The sequence below is a fragment of the Kitasatospora sp. NPDC096140 genome (assembly GCF_040303045.1).
Taxonomy (GTDB): Bacteria; Actinomycetota; Actinomycetes; order Streptomycetales; family Streptomycetaceae; genus Kitasatospora.
On record NZ_JBEOUW010000007.1, the window covers coordinates 103,527 to 118,802 of the forward strand.

12 protein-coding genes are annotated in these 15,276 nt (G+C 74.1%); 6 read left to right on the forward strand and 6 right to left on the reverse strand.

Annotation, left to right across the window (positions count from 1 at the left end; genetic code table 11):
• Positions 1 to 98: 98 nt before the first annotated feature.
• Positions 99 to 1,034, forward strand: coding sequence for a LysR family transcriptional regulator (locus ABT048_RS09180; RefSeq protein ID WP_350520688.1), 936 nt, complete (start codon positions 99 to 101; stop codon positions 1,032 to 1,034).
• Positions 1,035 to 1,086: 52 nt separating this feature from the next.
• On the opposite strand, the gene ABT048_RS09185 is transcribed toward ABT048_RS09180, so the two are convergent.
• Positions 1,087 to 1,974 carry a patatin-like phospholipase family protein gene (locus ABT048_RS09185; RefSeq protein ID WP_350520689.1) on the reverse strand — a complete coding sequence of 296 codons (888 nt, stop codon included), beginning with the start codon at positions 1,972 to 1,974 and terminating at the stop codon, positions 1,087 to 1,089.
• A gap of 83 nt (positions 1,975 to 2,057) precedes the next feature.
• Here ABT048_RS09185 and ABT048_RS09190 point away from each other — a divergent pair, with 83 nt between their 5' ends.
• Positions 2,058 to 2,648 carry a TetR family transcriptional regulator gene (locus ABT048_RS09190; protein WP_350520690.1) on the forward strand — a complete coding sequence of 197 codons (591 nt, stop codon included), beginning with the start codon at positions 2,058 to 2,060 and terminating at the stop codon, positions 2,646 to 2,648.
• Between the two features lie 126 nt (positions 2,649 to 2,774).
• Here ABT048_RS09190 and ABT048_RS09195 read toward each other — a convergent pair whose 3' ends face one another.
• Positions 2,775 to 3,680: an NADP-dependent oxidoreductase gene (locus ABT048_RS09195; RefSeq protein ID WP_350520691.1), complete on the reverse strand. Its 906-nt coding sequence runs from the start codon at positions 3,678 to 3,680 to the stop codon at positions 2,775 to 2,777.
• Positions 3,681 to 3,819: 139 nt separating this feature from the next.
• Positions 3,820 to 4,899: an alkene reductase gene (locus ABT048_RS09200; protein ID WP_350520692.1), complete on the reverse strand. Its 1,080-nt coding sequence runs from the start codon at positions 4,897 to 4,899 to the stop codon at positions 3,820 to 3,822.
• 217 nt (positions 4,900 to 5,116) lie between these two features.
• Between ABT048_RS09200 and ABT048_RS09205 the strand changes: the two genes are divergently transcribed.
• Positions 5,117 to 5,674 (forward strand): MarR family winged helix-turn-helix transcriptional regulator, encoded by a 558-nt coding sequence (locus ABT048_RS09205; protein WP_350520693.1) that lies wholly within the window; start codon positions 5,117 to 5,119, stop codon positions 5,672 to 5,674.
• A gap of 45 nt (positions 5,675 to 5,719) precedes the next feature.
• On the opposite strand, the gene ABT048_RS09210 is transcribed toward ABT048_RS09205, so the two are convergent.
• Positions 5,720 to 6,439 carry an SDR family NAD(P)-dependent oxidoreductase gene (locus ABT048_RS09210; protein ID WP_350520694.1) on the reverse strand — a complete coding sequence of 240 codons (720 nt, stop codon included), beginning with the start codon at positions 6,437 to 6,439 and terminating at the stop codon, positions 5,720 to 5,722.
• 217 nt (positions 6,440 to 6,656) lie between these two features.
• Here ABT048_RS09210 and ABT048_RS09215 point away from each other — a divergent pair, with 217 nt between their 5' ends.
• Positions 6,657 to 7,709 carry an Lrp/AsnC family transcriptional regulator gene (locus ABT048_RS09215; protein ID WP_350520695.1) on the forward strand — a complete coding sequence of 351 codons (1,053 nt, stop codon included), beginning with the start codon at positions 6,657 to 6,659 and terminating at the stop codon, positions 7,707 to 7,709.
• Between the two features lie 162 nt (positions 7,710 to 7,871).
• Here ABT048_RS09215 and ABT048_RS09220 read toward each other — a convergent pair whose 3' ends face one another.
• Positions 7,872 to 8,396 carry a hypothetical protein gene (locus tag ABT048_RS09220; RefSeq protein ID WP_350520696.1) on the reverse strand — a complete coding sequence of 175 codons (525 nt, stop codon included), beginning with the start codon at positions 8,394 to 8,396 and terminating at the stop codon, positions 7,872 to 7,874.
• Positions 8,397 to 9,032: 636 nt separating this feature from the next.
• Between ABT048_RS09220 and ABT048_RS09225 the strand changes: the two genes are divergently transcribed.
• The gene (locus ABT048_RS09225; RefSeq protein WP_350520697.1) at positions 9,033 to 9,671 is read left to right on the forward strand and encodes a ParA family protein; all 639 of its coding nucleotides are present in this window, start codon (positions 9,033 to 9,035) and stop codon (positions 9,669 to 9,671) included.
• Positions 9,671 to 10,921: a ParB/RepB/Spo0J family partition protein gene (locus ABT048_RS09230; RefSeq protein ID WP_350520698.1), complete on the forward strand. Its 1,251-nt coding sequence runs from the start codon at positions 9,671 to 9,673 to the stop codon at positions 10,919 to 10,921. Before ABT048_RS09225 ends, ABT048_RS09230 begins: the two co-directional genes overlap by 1 nt.
• 90 nt (positions 10,922 to 11,011) lie before the next feature.
• On the opposite strand, the gene ABT048_RS09235 is transcribed toward ABT048_RS09230, so the two are convergent.
• Positions 11,012 to 15,193, reverse strand: a complete 4,182-nt coding sequence (locus ABT048_RS09235; RefSeq protein ID WP_350520699.1) for an AAA domain-containing protein — start codon at positions 15,191 to 15,193, stop codon at positions 11,012 to 11,014.
• Positions 15,194 to 15,276: the final 83 nt, after the last annotated feature.

Sequence of the window (15,276 nt, forward strand, 5' to 3'; positions counted from 1 at the left end):
GGTTGATCGAGGAGAGCTAATCGGGCAGCACAACCGCGGGTCAAACAACCTTCGTGCCATCGCCGCACAACCATGGGTTGTTCACTAGGGTGGTCGGCGTGGACCTCGAAGCAGTGCGCACCTTCGCCGCGATCGCGGACGCCGGCCAGTTCCAGAAGGCCGCGGTCGACCTCTCCGTCACCCAGCAGGCCGTCTCCAAGCGCGTCGCCGCGCTGGAGCGCGACCTCGGCGTGCGGCTGTTCACCCGCACCCCGCGCGGGGCCGAGCTGACCATCGACGGGCAGGCGTTCCTGCCCCACGCGCGCGAACTGCTGCGCGTCGCGGAGCGCGCGGTCGCGTCCGTGCGCGTGGGGCACCGCCCGCTGCGGGTCGACGTGATCGCCTCGCGCGGCGCGGCGTCGGGCCTGATGCGCGGCTTCCACCGCGCGCACCCGCAGATCGACCTCGACGTGGTGATGCTGCTGGAGATCGAGACGGCGATCGCCGCCATCCGCTCCGGCACCGTCGACGCGTCCTTCCGCGCCGTCGCCGCGCCCGGCCGGCCCCTGCCCGAGGACATCACGTCCGTCCGGGTGCTCGACGAGCCGCTCCAGCTCCTCACCGGCCCCGGCCACGCGCTGGCGGGCGCGAGGTCGGTGACCCTCGCCGAGCTGGTCGGCCACCGGATCTGGATGCCGGGCATCCTCCCCGGCAGCGAGTGGGGCGCCTACTACGACGACCTGGTCGCCGAGTTCGGTCTCACCATCGAGGCGACCGGCCCCAACTTCGGCTCCGACGCGCTCCTCGACACCATCGCCGACACCCCGGCCCTGGCCACCTTCATGAGCGAGCACACCCGCCTCGTCTGGCCCGCCGGCCACGGCCTGCGGCGCATCCCGGTGACCGACCCGACGCCCGTCTACCCGCACTCACTCCTGTGGCACCGCGACAACCCCCACCCGGCCCTGGCCACCCTCCGCACCCACCTCGCCGCCACGACCCCCGGCCACGACGCCCCCGACACCTGGGCCCCGGACTGGGTGCTGCCGCGCTGAGCGCCGCCGGGCCGGCCGGGACCGGATCACCCGGCCGGGGACCAGGCGGCGCTCAGTCCTCCGTACCGAATCCGGTCCCGGCCGCGGTGTCGGCACCGGCGTCGGTCCGCCACGCGGAACGGAGCCGCTCCGCGACCTCGGCGGCCTGGCGAAGGCCCGACCGGTAGGCCGGCTCCCACGCCGTCCGGTCGTTCAGGTCCGGGCCGAACACGCCGATCGACGCCGGATCGGGCTCGACGGTCACCACGGTGTGCGCCGCGGCCACGGCCAGCTCCCGGTGGAGCAGCTCGCGGGGAAACAGGTGCGCCTGCGGGTCGATCACGACGAGCGTGCGCGCTCCGGCCGCGAGTGCGGCGTTGGTCGCCGACCGCAGGGCGCCGTCCATGTACCGGCGGCCGTCGACGGTGATCGGCGGGTAGATGCCCGGAAAGGCCGTGCTCGCCGCCACGGCGACGGACAGCGGCGCGCCGCTCGTACGGTCGAGGACGGCCGACTCGCCGGTCTCGGCGTCCACCACGGGGATGAGCAGCGGCCGGTCCGGCCAGTCGTCCGTGCCGACCATGGCGCGCATCCGGGCGACATGGGCCTGCTCGGGGCCGGTCTCGGCGTCGAGCGCGATCCGGCCGACCCGGCGCCGCGCCCCGTCCGGGTCCGCGGCGGCCTGACCGAGCACGGCGAACACCTCGCCCAGCCGGCGCCCGTCCACCCGCGGCGGCGTGCTGCCGGAACCGGCCGGGCGCACCGGCGTGGCGAGGCGGCCCGGGTCCTGACCGGTGGCCAGCAGTGCGCCGGTGATCGCGCCGGCCGAGGTGCCGACGATGAGATCGGCCTCGCCGAGATCCACCCCGCCGTGGCGCAGGCCGCGGGCGAGCCCGGCCGTCCAGGCGGTGCCGACGAGACCTCCGGCGCCGAGTGCGACGGCCCGGTCGTGTGCGTGCATGACTGTCTCCCCCTCGTTCTTGAAACAGTCGTACCATATACTGACGCAGGCTCAGATCGGCAAGAACGAAAGGACGGTCCACCGTGGGGCGACCTCCGGACCCCGCTCGACGGGAGGCCACGCTGGCCAGGGCGACCGACTACGTGCTGGCGCACGGCCTCGCCGGGTTGAGCCTGCGGCCCCTGGCCGCCGCCCTCGACACCAGCCCGCGGATGCTGCTCTACGACTTCGGCAGCAAGCAGGAGCTGGTGTCCGCCGTCCTCGCCGAGGCCCGCCGCCGCGGCGCGATGCGGCTGGCCGGGCTCCCCCCGGCGCAGGCCGCCTCCCCGGAGGAGCACCTGCGCGGCATCTGGTCCTGGATGAGTGCACCGGAACGCGCCCCGTTCGTCCGGCTGTTCTTCGAGGTGCACGCCGACGGTCTCGTCCATCCCGAGAACTACCCGCACCAGGCCGAGGCGATCACGGACTGGTTCGACACCCTGGGCGCCGTGTTCCACGACGTCACCGCCGGCCCGAACGACACCGTCACCCCGACGCTGGTCATGGCCGTCATCCGCGGCCTCCTGTTCGACCTCACGACCACCGGCGACCGCCACCGCACCGACCGCGCCCTGGACCGCTTCTGCGAACTCCTCAGCCCTGCCCTCCGACCGCCACGACCAGCGGGCACGTGACGCTCCGCAGCCGGCTGGAGTGCGGGGCCGGCTGCGGCCCCGGCCGTCCGCCTCGCGCGCTCCGGCGGCGCAAGGCGGCAACGCGCTCCGGCGACACGAGGCGGCGAGGCGGCCGCAGCACAGGGGTCAGGGCAGGAGGACGGCCTTGCCCCGGTTGCGGTGGGCCTCCAGGTCGGCATGCGCCTGGGCGGCCTCCGCCAGGGGGTAGGTGCGCCAGATCGGCACGGTGAGCTTTCCGGCGGCGGCGAGCTGCACCAGCTCCGGCAGTGACTCCCCGCCCTGGCCGCCGGTGCCCGCGCTGAAGCGCACGCCGTGCTGCTGGGCGGACATGTCGGCGATGGTGATGACCTTGTCCGCATCGCCGGTCAGGGCGACGGAGTCGGCGAGCACGCCGGCGCCGGCGGCGTCGAAGACGAAGTCCACTCCGCCCGGGGCGGCGGCCTTCACCCGCTCCGCCCAGCCGTCGCCGTAGCGGACGGCGGTGGCGCCCAGCGCGGTGATGCGCTCGACGTCCTTCTCCCCGACCGTACCGATGACGGTGATGCCGCGGGCGACCGCCAGCTGCACCGCGATGTAGCCGACGCTGCCGGCGGCGCCGTGGATGAGCAGGGTCCGGCCCGCCTCGACGCCGAGCTGGTCGAGGACCCGGTGTGCGGTCCGGCCGACCGTGACCAGCGAGGCGGCCACCTCCCACGACAGCTCCGCGGGCTTGGCCACCGGGCGTTCCAGCAGGGCGTACTCGCTGTAGCTGCCGCCGGCGGTGGCACCGAGCACCTCGTCGCCGACGGCCGCACCGGCTCCCTCGCCGACGGCGTCGACGACACCCGCAGCGTCCACGCCCGGTGTCACCGGGAAGTCGGCGGGGGCGACCTTGGCCATCATGCCGGAGCGGATCTTCAGGTCGAGCGGGTTCACGGAGGCGGCCTTGACCTTGATCCGGACCTGGCCCGGACCTGGCTGCGGCGGGGTGACCTCGGTCGGGCGCAGCACCTCGGGCGGGCCGTACTCGGAGAAGGTGATGGCAGTGGACATCGGAAACTCCCAGGTGAAGACGGGTTCGGAAGACGGATCGGGGGACGGATCGGACGGGATCGCCCTGACCCACTGTGCGGTCACGACGGCGGCCACGCCCGTGGCCGCGCCGGTGTGCCGCGCGCCTGTCAGGCGTCGATCAGGCGCCGAGAGCCGGGTAGTCGGTGTAGCCCCGGTGGTCACCGCCGTAGAACGTGGCCGGATCCGGCGTGTTGAACGGTCCGCCGACGGCCAGCCGGGCCGGCAGGTCCGGATTGGCCAGGAACAGCGCCCCGTAGGCGATCATGTCCGCGCTGCCGTCCTCGACGAGCTCCAGCGCCTCGGGCCCGGTGACGGCGGGGTGGGTGAAGGGGTTCAGGACGAAGGTGCCCGGCCACGCCTTGCGCAGGCGCGCGGTCAGGTCGCGGTCCGGACCCTCCAACAGGTGCAGGTAGGCCAGGTCCAGGCCGGTCAGCCGCCCGATCAGCGCCTCGTACACCTGGTACACCTCGGCCGGGTCGGCCTCGGCGATGTCGTTGTACGGGTTGCCGGGCGAGATCCGCAGACCCACCCGGTGGCCGCCGATCGCCTCGGCCACCGCGGTGACCACCTCGACGGCGAATCGGATCCGGCCCTCGGTGTCGCCGCCCCAGGCGTCGGTGCGCAGGTTGGTGTTCGGCGCGAGGAACTGGTGGACCAGGTAGCCGTTGGCGCCGTGGATCTCCACCCCGTCGAACCCGGCCTCGACGGCGCGGGCGGCGGCGTCGGCGAAGTCCGCGACGGTCTGCCGGATCTCCGCCTCGCTCAGCTCCTCCGGCGTCACGTAGTCCTTCGGGCCCTCGTGGGTGAACACCTGCCCCTTGGCGGCCACCGCCGACGGCGCCACCGGCACCAGGCCGTCGGGCAGCAGGCTGGGGTGGCCGATCCGGCCGGTGTGCATCAGCTGGGCGAAGATCACCCCGCCCTCGCGGTGCACCGCGTCGGTCACCGTCCGCCACGCCGCCACCTGCCCGGCCGTGTGCAGGCCTGGGGTGTCGGGGTAGCCCTGGCCGACCGGCGAGGGCTGGATGCCCTCGGTGACGATCAGCCCGGCGCCGGCGCGCTGCGCGTAGTACGTCGCCATCAGCTCCGTCGGCTCCGCGCCCGGCCCGTGCGCGCGGCTGCGGGTCATCGGCGCCATGGCGATACGGCTGGTCAGGGGCTTGCCGCCCAGAACGATCGGATCGAAAGCAGTGGTCATGATCTCTTCCCTACGTGAGGAGTGCCGGTGGCCTCGATGCATCCAACGTAACAGATACCTGCTCGAACAGGTAAGTGCCCGAGGGCCACTTCTCCACGGCCTCCTGGCGTCAGCCATGCCGATCTGCCAGGTAAGTTGCCGTGCGAAGGCGGGCGGATCAGCGAGGGAGCGCAGCCGCGCGATAGAGTTAGCTGCCCGATCAGGAAGTGAGGAAGAGATGACCCAGTCCCCGAAGGCCGGGAAGGATCCCGCGGGATCCGCTCAGGGAGCCAGCGTTCCGCTGCCGGCCGCCGCCGCCGGCGGGCCCATCAGCCACGCGATCTTCCGCCTCGCCCGCCTGCACCGCATGTACGCCGGACAGCTCCTGCGCCGCATCGGCCTGCACCCCGGCCAGGAGCTCGTCATGATGCACCTGTGGGAACTCGGCCCCCGGCGCCAGACCGACCTCGTACGCCTGCTGGACTCCGACGCCGCCACCATGACCCGCACCGTCCAGCGCCTGGAGCAGGCCGGCTTCGTCCGCCGCCGCCCCGACCCCACCGACAAGCGCGCGTCGCTCATCGAACCCACGGCCGCCAGCCACGCCCTGCGCCGCGAGGTCGAACAGAGCTGGAGCACGCTCGAAGACCTCGTCACCTCCGGTCTGACCCCCGACGAGCGCGCGGAGGCCCTGCACACCCTGGAACGCCTGGAGCACAACCTCGTCGAGGCCGCCGCCGACTCCGGGTGCGAGGGGACGGAGGAGCCTCAGTCGGGCGGCTCGGCCCGGCCGTAGCGGGCAGGGTTCACCACGGGACGGTCCATCCGTAGCGGGCAGGGCTCACCAAGGAACGGTCCGGCCGAAGCGGTCCAGATACGCCAGGCCGGGCGTGCCCCGTCGGGAGAGCAGGACGTCCACCAGCAGGGGGACGGTCTCCTCGATCGTGAACGGCGCGTCCGGACCGCCCAGGGCCGTGCGGATCCAGCCCGGCGCCAGGAGGACGAAGGCGCGCCGCGTCCCGCTCTGCCGGGCCGCGAAGCTCCGCAGGAACATGTTCAGCGCTGCCTTGCTCCCCCGGTAGACCTCGCGGCCGCCGTCCGTGTTGTTCGTGATGCTGCCCTGTCCCGAGGACATCGCCCCGATCAGGCCCGCCGGTCGCACCAGGTCTTCGAGGGCTTCGATGGCGCGCATGGGGCCGAGGGCGTTGGTGACCATCACGTCGACGAAGTCGGCCGTCGGGACCGCCCCGACCGGCGTCCGCTCGTTGTTGGTGGTGCCCGCGTTGACGAAGAGCACGTCGAGTCGGCGGTGCGCCAGACGTTCGTGCAGCAGCGGCAGGTGGCCGGGCTCGTTGAGGTCGAGGCGCTCGACGGTCACCCGCCCGTCGGCCCGGTCCGCGAGTTCGTGCAGCGGCGTCCGGGCGGTGAGGTCGCGGACCGTGCCGACGACCCTCCACCCCCGGTCGAGGAACTCCACCGCCATCGCGTGGCCGAGGCCGCGCGAGGCCCCGACGATCAGGGCGGTCGGTCGGTGCTGATGTGCGGTGCCGTTCGATGACATGGGCGTCAACTCCGTTCCACGGGCGTCGTACTCCGTTCGGGTGTCGTCGGGACCCCGGGACCGGCACGGGGCGGCGCCCGTCGCTGCGATCCCTCGACCCGTGCGCCCCGAATCCCGTGCGCCCGAACCCCTGCGCCCCGAACCCCCTACGCCCCGAGTGTTTCCTCCGCACGGCATCGCGGGCGAGCCACAAGCCCTCGTTCGTAGGATTGCCGACATGCCGAGGGCACTCATGACGGAATCCGCTTCGCTGCAGCCCGATGACGTACGAATCATCCGGGCGCTGCAGATCGCACCGCGGGCTTCGTTCGCCGCGATCGCGACCGCCCTCGGCCTGACCGAGGGGGCCGTCAACCGCCGCTACCGCCGGCTGCGCGCCGACGGTGTGATCCGCGTGGCCGGCGTGGTCAACCCGGGCGCCCTGGGGCAGAGCAGGTGGCTGGTGCGGCTGCGCTGCCGCCCCGGCAGCGGCCCGGCGATCGCCGACGCGCTCGCCGAGCGGGACGACGTCAACTGGGTGGCCCTGGGCGCGGCGGGCTGCGAGATCACCTGCGCGACGCAGTCCCGGACGCGGGAACAACGCGAGGACCTCCTGGGGCAGCGGCTTCCCCGCACGGCCGCGGTGGTCGACGTCAACGCCTTCGCCATGCTCCGTCAGTTCCTCGGCGGGCGCGGCCACTACTGGTCCGCCCTGGAGGGCACGCTGTCCCCGGAGGAGGAAGCAGCGCTGGGGAGCGGCGGGCCCCCGTTCACCGAGTCTCCGGTCGTCGCCCGCGAGCCGCTGCAGCTCACCCCCGAGGACGAGAAGATGCTCGATGCGCTCGCCGCGGACGGCCGCGCCGGTCTCGTCGACCTCGCCGCAGCCGCCGGTCTCACTCCGGGTCGCGTCTCGCGGCGCCTCGACACCCTGCTCCGGCGCCGCGTCGTGCACATCGACGTCGAGATCGCCGCAGCGGCCCTGGGCTACCACGCCCGCGCGAACCTCTGGCTCCGCGTGCACCCGTCGGCGGTGAAGAACGCGGGCCGCGCACTCGCGCAGGAACCCGGGATCGCCTTCGTCGCAGCCGTCTCCGGGCCCTGGAACATCCACGCCGTCGCACACTGCCGGGATCTCGACGAACTGTTCGAGTTCACGTCGGATCGCATCGGGTCCCTGGACGGCTTGCAGAGCATGGAGGTCTCACCCGTGCTGAAACACGTCAAACAGGCGGGCACCCGGCTCTTCGGCGATCGCCTCGTCGAGCCGCGCGGCCCTCGCGCCCGGCGCTGAGAGGACGGGCGCGACCGGCCGCGCGGCGGCGCGTCCGACCCGGTGGTGCCGAACGGCCCGGACAGGGGCGGGCCGTTCGACACCTGGCAGGGGGCACCGCCCGTCAGCCGGCGGACTCCGAACTATCCGACCGCTCCGGCGTGGTGGTGCCCGACGGCGGGATCAGGCCCCCCACACGGTCCAGAAGACGTCGGCGTTGTCGCCGCCGCCACCCTGACGGACCGGGGCGAAGACGCCGCCGTCGGTGCCGTTCTCGTCATAGCCGTTGGAACCGACGTAGGGGTTGGCCCAGTGCAGCTGGACGTACTTGCCGTTGCGCCAGCCCTGCTGGCAGTCATAGGACACGTACTGCACCAGGCCCTCGGTACCGGTCATGAACCCGTTGCTCTCGGACCCGAAGGTCTCCTCGGCGCCGTCCGCCAGCCCCAGGTACGGCTCCTGCGTCCAGATGCCGTGGGCCAGGGAGTAGTTGGTCCGCCAGAGCGTGCAGCCGGTCTTGTTGGTCAGGTGGACCGTGGTGCTCCGGGCGGCCTGGACGCCGGCCGGGGCCGGCTGGGCGGCCTTGACGGCGGCCGAAGCGGTGGCTGCTCCGGTGGCCGGGGCGGCCTGGGCGGTGCCGGTGGCGATGGTGCCGAGCCCGATGGCGGCCACCGTGGCCAGCGCCGCGACGCGTGCGGAGATGCGCATGGTTTCCCTCGATTCCGTGTGTGTTCGGTGGGCGGCGCGGGCCGTGTGCCTGCGCCGTGGTGAACGATCCGCCGCGCCGGGCGACAAGCGATGGACGGGCGGGGCGGCGCGATGCGGCCCGTGCCGCCCGCCGCGCGTCCATCGTTTGTCTACTGTCCACTGTCGTGGTGTTCCGGGACTTCGGGCGCCTCGGTGGCCGTCGGCGGCCCGTCGGCCGTCGCGGTGGCAGTCCGCCGGTCCGGACGCGGGGGAATTCCGACGGCTTTCGATCTGGCGGTCCGTCATGATTTCCGGAACGTCACTTCCGGCGATTTCCCGGATGTGTGAATCGGCGAGTGCCGTGCACGATTCCTGTTCCCTCCCCCCTCCGCCGCAGCCGGGCCCGCGGTTTCCCGGATCACCGGGGCAGAGGCCGTTCACGCGGGGGAGAACCGCTTTCCGGGGACGGTAGCGGGCGCCGGAGACGATCATTGTGCGCGAAAACGGGCGGGTCGCGTCCGACTCCCAGTTGATCATCTGCAATGCTGTCCCCGTCCACCGTTCGCGGCTTTGAACGGCGGACATCCGCAGTACCGGGCAGTCAGCCCGGGAAGCCCACGGAGAGAACGGAACATCATGAAGCCATCCGTGCTTGTCGTGTCCACCGACCCCCAGGGGTCCGCCGTCGTCTGGGCGGAGCGGGTGGGCGACAACCTGCCCTTCGACTTCATGGCGGCGCACGACCACGCCGAACAGCTGATCCACCTCAAGAACACCGGCGCGAAGATCCACGTGATCGCCAACCAGAAGGGCGGCGTCGGCAAGACCACCACGACGGTCAACCTCGCGGCGTGCACGTTCGACGTGCTGGGCGAGAAGGACGAGTACCAGCACATCTTCATCGACACGCCGGGCACCCTGGCCGACGAGGAGATCCTGCGCCGGGCGCTGGAGATCGCGGACGACGTCCTGGTCCCGATGATCACCGAGCCGCTGTGCTTCGACCCGACGGCCCGGACCATCCAGAAGGTCATCGAGCCGATGGACATCCCCTTCCGGATCGTCGTCAACAACTGGGACCCGCGCGACGGCCGCGCCGACCTGGAGGACACCGAGGCGTACATCGCGGCGAAGGGTTGGCCCCGCGCCAAGACCGTCCTGCGCCGGTACAAGATCCACTCGCGGGCGGTGGCCGAGGGCACCGTCGTCACCCAGTACAAGGAGAGCGGCACCGCCTACCGGGCCCGCGAGGACTTCTTCCGCCTGTCCCTCGAACTCGGGTACGGGGGTCGCTGATGGCAGGCCGTCGTGTCTCCTTCGCCTCGATGGCCGCCGACCCGGTCGTCGACGCCCCGGGTGTGGAAAGCGGCAGCAGCGCCAACAACACCCCGGCCCGGTGGATCCCCACCGCCAACTGCCTCCCCAACCCGCGCAACCCCCGCGACGAGCTGGGCGACCTCTCCGACCTGGCGAGCATCAAGGACCGCCAGCTGCAGAGCTGCCTCGCCGTCACCCCGGCGGCCTACCTGCTCCTGTGGCCGGAGGACCGGCAGGTGCTCGGCGCGGGCCCGCAGGACGTGGTCATCGTCAACGGCAACCGCCGTCGGGCCGCGGCGCAGCTGTACGGGCGTGAGCAGCTGCTCGTGGTCGTCGACGACTCGGTGGCCGAGTCCAAGGCGACCCTGCTGCGGGCGGCCCTCGACGAGAACATGGCGCGCAAGGACTTCGACCCGATCGAGGAGGCCAACGCGGTCCTGCTCATCGTGGCGCAGTACCCCACCGCCAAGGAGGCCGCCGAGGCCGAGGGCTGGTCCCAGAGCTGGATCTCGCACCGCAAGAACCTGCTGAAGCTCCACCCGGAGCTGCAGCGCCAGGTGCGGGCCAAGGCACGCGGCGAGGAGGGCGTCTCCATCAACGTCGCCCGGCGGCTGGGGTCGGTGAAGGGCATCGAGGAGATGTCCCTGGCCGGACAGACGGCGGAGCTGGACCAGTTGCTGCAGGCCGACGCCGACGCGGTGGCGCTCAAGCGGGCGGCGCGGCTGGAGGCGAAGGCGGGCGTCAAGGCCGCCCCGGCCGGCGTGCCGGCTCCGCAGCCGGCGGCCGCGCCGGCACCGGCCGCCGAGCCGGTCGCCGAAACGGTCACCGCACCCGCCGCGATAGCTGCCCCAACGCCCGCCCCGGCCGCTGCCGAGCCGGTCAGCCGACCGGCTGCGGAATCCGCGCCGTCGGCGGCGGCCCCGGCGCCGACGACGCCGGCCGCGCCTCGGCCGGAACCTGCAGCCCCGGCAGCTCCGAAGGCGGCTCCGTCCGCGAGCGCCGAGCCCGCTTCGGGCACCGACCGATTTTCCGCGGAAAATTCCGACCCGGTCCCGATGCCGGAGCAGCGCGAGAAGCCGGCGGTCGCAGCCCCGCAGGCCGATCTGGACGGTGTCGACTGGCACAACGTCGAGGAACTGGCGGACGCCATCTGCCGTACCCTCTCGGCCGACGAGGCCTACCGCCTCGCCGACGCCCTGGCGAACCGTCTGCTGACGACCAGCAGCTGACGCACCCTGGTGTCCCGCTCCACCCGTTCGCGGGTGGAGCGGGACACCGCTGTTTTCCGGGCCCGGCGCGGCACGTCAGGGCCCGGTGGGCTACGCGGGCGGGGCCAGCGGTTCGGGGGTGTCGAGGGGCCAGGTGTCGCGGTCCTCGATGTGGTCGTAGACGGGGAGTTCGTCGGCCAGGACGTCGAAGTGGAGCAGCGGGGCCCACAGGGCGCGGTCACCGACGACGTACAGGCGGCGCTTGGCGCGGCTGGCGGCGACGTTGAGCAGGTGGGGGGTGCCGGCCGCCCATGCGCGGGCGCCGCGGCGGCCGGCGCCGAGCAGCAGGATGACGACGTCGGCCTCCTTGCCCTGCGCCTTGTGGACGGTGGCGCAGCGTTCGTCGAGGTGTTCGGCGCTCCAGCCGGGGAGGGTGCGGCAGGTGTCGCGGGCCTCCCGGACGAGGGCGCGGAAGGGGGCGATGATGCGGAGGCGGTCGACGCCGACCTCGTGCCGGTCGAGCCGGCTCAGCAGGAAGGTGAGGGCGCGTCGGTCGCGTTCGCCCCAGGGGGCGTCGGCGGGGCGTTCGGGGTCGGGGGTGTCGAGCCAGCGGCTGGGCAGCAGGCCGTCGTGCTCGGGGTCGGGGAAGGGCTGCGGGTGGGTGCCGTACACCATCAGGCCGCCGTAGGCGACCTCGTTGCTGACGGTGAACATGGGCTCCTCGCACCGGCGGTGGACGCGCAGCGGTGAGCCGACCCAGACGGTCTCGTCCTCGGCGCCGGTGGGCGCGGGCAGGTACGTGCCGTAGCGGTTGACCCGGTCGGCGACGGCCTGGGCGGAGGTGGCGGAGGGCAGCCACTCCTCGTCGACGCCGTGGGCGAGCAGCAGGCGGCGCTGCAGGGCGCTGGGCATGGTGACGACGGGTTCGAGCTGCAGGGGGTCGCCGACGAGGACGGCGCGGCGGGCGCGCCACAGGGCGCCGACGGCGGCCTGCGGGGTGGCCTGGCCGGCCTCGTCGACGAGGACCCAGCCGAGGGAGCCGCGGCCGAGGCGGGCGAACATGCTGCCGATCGAGGAGAAGGTCGTGGAGACGACGGGGACGAGCAGGAAGAGGGTCTGCCAGGCGTGCAGGACCTGCTCGTCGGGGACGGGGCCGTTGGTGCCGGCCATGAGCTCCACCAGGACCTGGAGGTTGCTGCGGATCCGCTTGGCGGTGTTGGCGACGAAGGCGCGGTGCAGGTCGAGGGCGCGCAGGAACAGGTCGCTGCGGGCGGTGCTCCAGGCCTCGTCGGCCCAGGGGGCGCCGAGTTCCTGCTCGTGGTCGTCGAGGTGGAGCCAGTCCAGTGGCAGGGAGGGGAGGGTCTCGGCGGCCTCGCGCAGGGAGCGGTGGGCGGCGTCGACGCGGGCGACGGCGCTCTCCAGCTCCTGCAGGGCCGTGCGGGCGTCCTGTCGGGCCCGCTGGAGGGCTTCGTGGGCGGCGGACTCCTCGGTGAGGGCGGCACGCTCCAGCGCTCGGGCGAAGTCGGCAGCCGTGGCGGCCGCGGTGACGTCGGTGGTGGAGCGGGTGCGCAGCTCGGCGGCGGCCTGCTCCTCGGCGCGCACGCAACGGGCGATGTGGCCGTTGGCGTCCGCCAGGGCGGTGTGCTGCTCGACGAGCAGGGCGAGGAGTTCGGCCTGGCTGCGTTCGCGGTGCTGCTCGGCGGCCTGGCGCTCGGCCTCGCTCCGGAGCATGCGGCGCAGCCCGGCGCGCAGGCCCGACTGCGCGGTGGGGGGCTCGTCGTGGAGGGCCGTGAGGGTGTCGACCTGTCGGCGGTGCTGGTCGGCGCGTTCGCGGGCGACGGCCAGGACGCTCCGGGCTTCTTCGAGGGCCTGGCGGGCCCGGGAGACGCCCCGGTCGGCGGCCTCGTGGGCGGCTTCGGCGGTGCGGACGGCGCTCGCACCGGTCTCGACGGCCGTGGCGGCGGCGTCGGAGCGGGTCCGGGCGGCGGCCACCCGTTCATCGGCACGGACGACGGCGGCGCTCAGGGCGCCGAGGTCGGCGTCGAGCCGGTCGGACCGGGTGGTCGCCAGCGCCGTGGCGAGGCGGGCGCGTTCGGCGCGCAGGCGTTCCACCTCGGCCTGGGCGGCCCGGAAGGCGGCGACGGCCTCGGGCCAGGAGGGGACGGGCTCGGCGGGCTCGGCGGGGGCGGCGGGGGGCGCTGTCACGGTCGCTGGGGCCGTGGCCGTGCGGCGGTCGCGCGGGGTACGGGCAGTGGGCCTGGGCGCGCTCGGCGGGACCCAGTCGCCGAGGACGGCGTTCATGCCGCGCAGCGGCGGGAGGCCGGCGGCGGTGCGGACGGCGTTCTCGTCCTCGGGCAGGCGGCCCCACCAGAAGCGCTCGGTGAACCGCGTCCGGTTGGTCTTGTTGCCGAGGACGGCGGCCACCAGCCCCCAGGCGGGCGCACCGCCGAGCAGGGCGGAGGCGAGGTCGGAGAAGTGGTCGGGGCCGCCGTGCCAGTGCTCGTCGAGGGCGGTGGCGCCGGGCAGTTCGGCGGTGATGTTCTCCACCGCGCCGTTGTTGGAGGAGGTGACGACGATCTCGCGGCCGGTGAGCCGCGGGTCGAGGGCGGAGACGAAGCGCGCGTGGACGCCCTGGCGGTCCTTGCCGCGCCAGGCTCGGCCGACGAACGCCTCCTCGGGCCGCCGGTAGCCGGCCAGCACGGCGGCGCGCTCGACCACGAGGGCGGCGACCAGGTCGCGCAGCATGGTGGTCTTGCCGGTGCCGGGCGGGCCGTTGACGGAGAACAGGCCGCCGGCGTCCGGGGCCGGGGCGGTGGCCGTCGTCCCGGTGGCGCGGTCGGCGAGCATGCGGTTGACCGCGAACTGCTGGCTGAGCGCGAGCGGGTAGCGCGCCTTGGCCGGCCAGCGCCCGGCGGGGACGAGCGCCGGGTCGACGCCTTCGAGGACGGTGAGGCGGTCCACGAGCAGGTCGGTGCGGGCGGCGACCGGGATGTCCTGGCGAGCGGTCAGATAGGCCTCCAGGGCGGGGCCGAGGCCTTCGCCGCCGCTGTCGGCGAGCGCCGCGCCGACCCGGGCGAGGTCGGGCGGGAGGAAGCTGTTGAGGAACGGCTGCGGGGCGGCGGCCTTGGCCTTCGGGTCGCGCGGGAGGCGCACCAGCCGGCTCTGCACCCGGATCACGCGCGGGTCGAGGTGCTCCTCGACACCGCACAGGTGGGCGATCTGGGCGGTCAGCGCGACGAGGTCGGCGAGTTCGACCGGGCGCGCGCCGGTGTCCCCGTCGGTCCCGTCGGGACCGTGCCCATCAGGCCCATCGGGCCCACCAGGCCCACCGGGCTCGTCGGGGGAAACGGGCGCAACGGTGGCGGGTGAAGCGGACGGTGACGGCACCGCGGCGGACGGCTGCGGCTCGGCCGCGGCCCCCGGCCCCTCGGCGTCCTGCCGCCCCGTCCGGCGGACCGCCGACCACTCGGCGACGCGCCGCACCAGCGGCTCCGTCGCCCCCTGCACGGCAGCCCCGGCGACCTCGCCGAACAGCGCTCCGACCGCCGCCACCGCCGCGCCGCCCAGGACCTCCGCGAGCAACTGCCGCCAGCCGCCCGTCGGTTCGGCCCCCGCGCGTCCGGGCACCGTGCGTCCGGGCACCGTGCCGCCCACCGGCCGGGACAGCAGCGGGTTCGGCAGCGAGTACGGCAGCTGGTTCGGCAGCGGCCGGGCCCCCGGCGCGTACCGGATCGGCGCGGCGGCCAGCTGCCCCACCGCCACCTCGAACGCCTCGCCCAGCTCCTCGAAGCCGTCCAGCCACCCGGGCGTCGACGGCCCTGGGTCGAAGAGCCGCCCCGTCGCCCAGGCGCACGCGGAGACCACCGAGGTCTCCTCGACCGGCCGCCCGTGCTCGTCCAGGACCAGCGCGAACATCGCGCTGCGGCCCGACAGCTTCAGCTCCTCCTGCGGCACCCCCGGATCGGGGTCGGTGCCCGCCGGCAGCACGGCGATCATCGCCTGGCGCAGCCGCTCCACCTCGAAGACCCCGCCGTACACCTCGTGCCGCCACACCATCCCGCGCGGCGCACGCCGGGCCGCCGTCTCCGGGTGCTCCGGCGACCAGGGCAGCAGGGCCGCCGCCTGGCCCGCGGCCGGCGTGACGTCGACGACGACCGGGTCCGAGGCCCGGGGCCGGCCCACGCGGCGCTTGCGCGGCACCTCGGGGATCGACGGCGGGCTGAACAGCTCGATCGCCCGCCAGCACTCCAGCAGGTCCCCCGCCCGCCGGCCCCGCCCGTCCCCGCTCCCCACCCGTCGCCCCCTTGCGTCGAACCTGCTGCGCGCAGCCGCTTCGTGTGCGTCAGCCGGCGGCCGAATCTACCGGACGCCGGGCG

Bases quoted from the DNA above. Each gene is read 5' to 3' on its own strand.
- ABT048_RS09185 (WP_350520689.1), bottom strand. From the start codon at position 1,974: ATGCACGCACACGACCGGGCCGTCGCACTCGGCGCCGGAGGTCTCGTC.
- ABT048_RS09195 (WP_350520691.1), bottom strand. From the start codon at position 3,680: ATGTCCACTGCCATCACCTTCTCCGAGTACGGCCCGCCCGAGGTGCTG.
- ABT048_RS09200 (WP_350520692.1), bottom strand. From the start codon at position 4,899: ATGACCACTGCTTTCGATCCGATCGTTCTGGGCGGCAAGCCCCTGACC.
- ABT048_RS09205 (WP_350520693.1), top strand. From the start codon at position 5,117: ATGACCCAGTCCCCGAAGGCCGGGAAGGATCCCGCGGGATCCGCTCAG.
- ABT048_RS09210 (WP_350520694.1), bottom strand. From the start codon at position 6,439: ATGTCATCGAACGGCACCGCACATCAGCACCGACCGACCGCCCTGATC.
- ABT048_RS09215 (WP_350520695.1), top strand. From the start codon at position 6,657: ATGCCGAGGGCACTCATGACGGAATCCGCTTCGCTGCAGCCCGATGAC.
- ABT048_RS09220 (WP_350520696.1), bottom strand. From the start codon at position 8,396: ATGCGCATCTCCGCACGCGTCGCGGCGCTGGCCACGGTGGCCGCCATC.
- ABT048_RS09230 (WP_350520698.1), top strand. From the start codon at position 9,671: ATGGCAGGCCGTCGTGTCTCCTTCGCCTCGATGGCCGCCGACCCGGTC.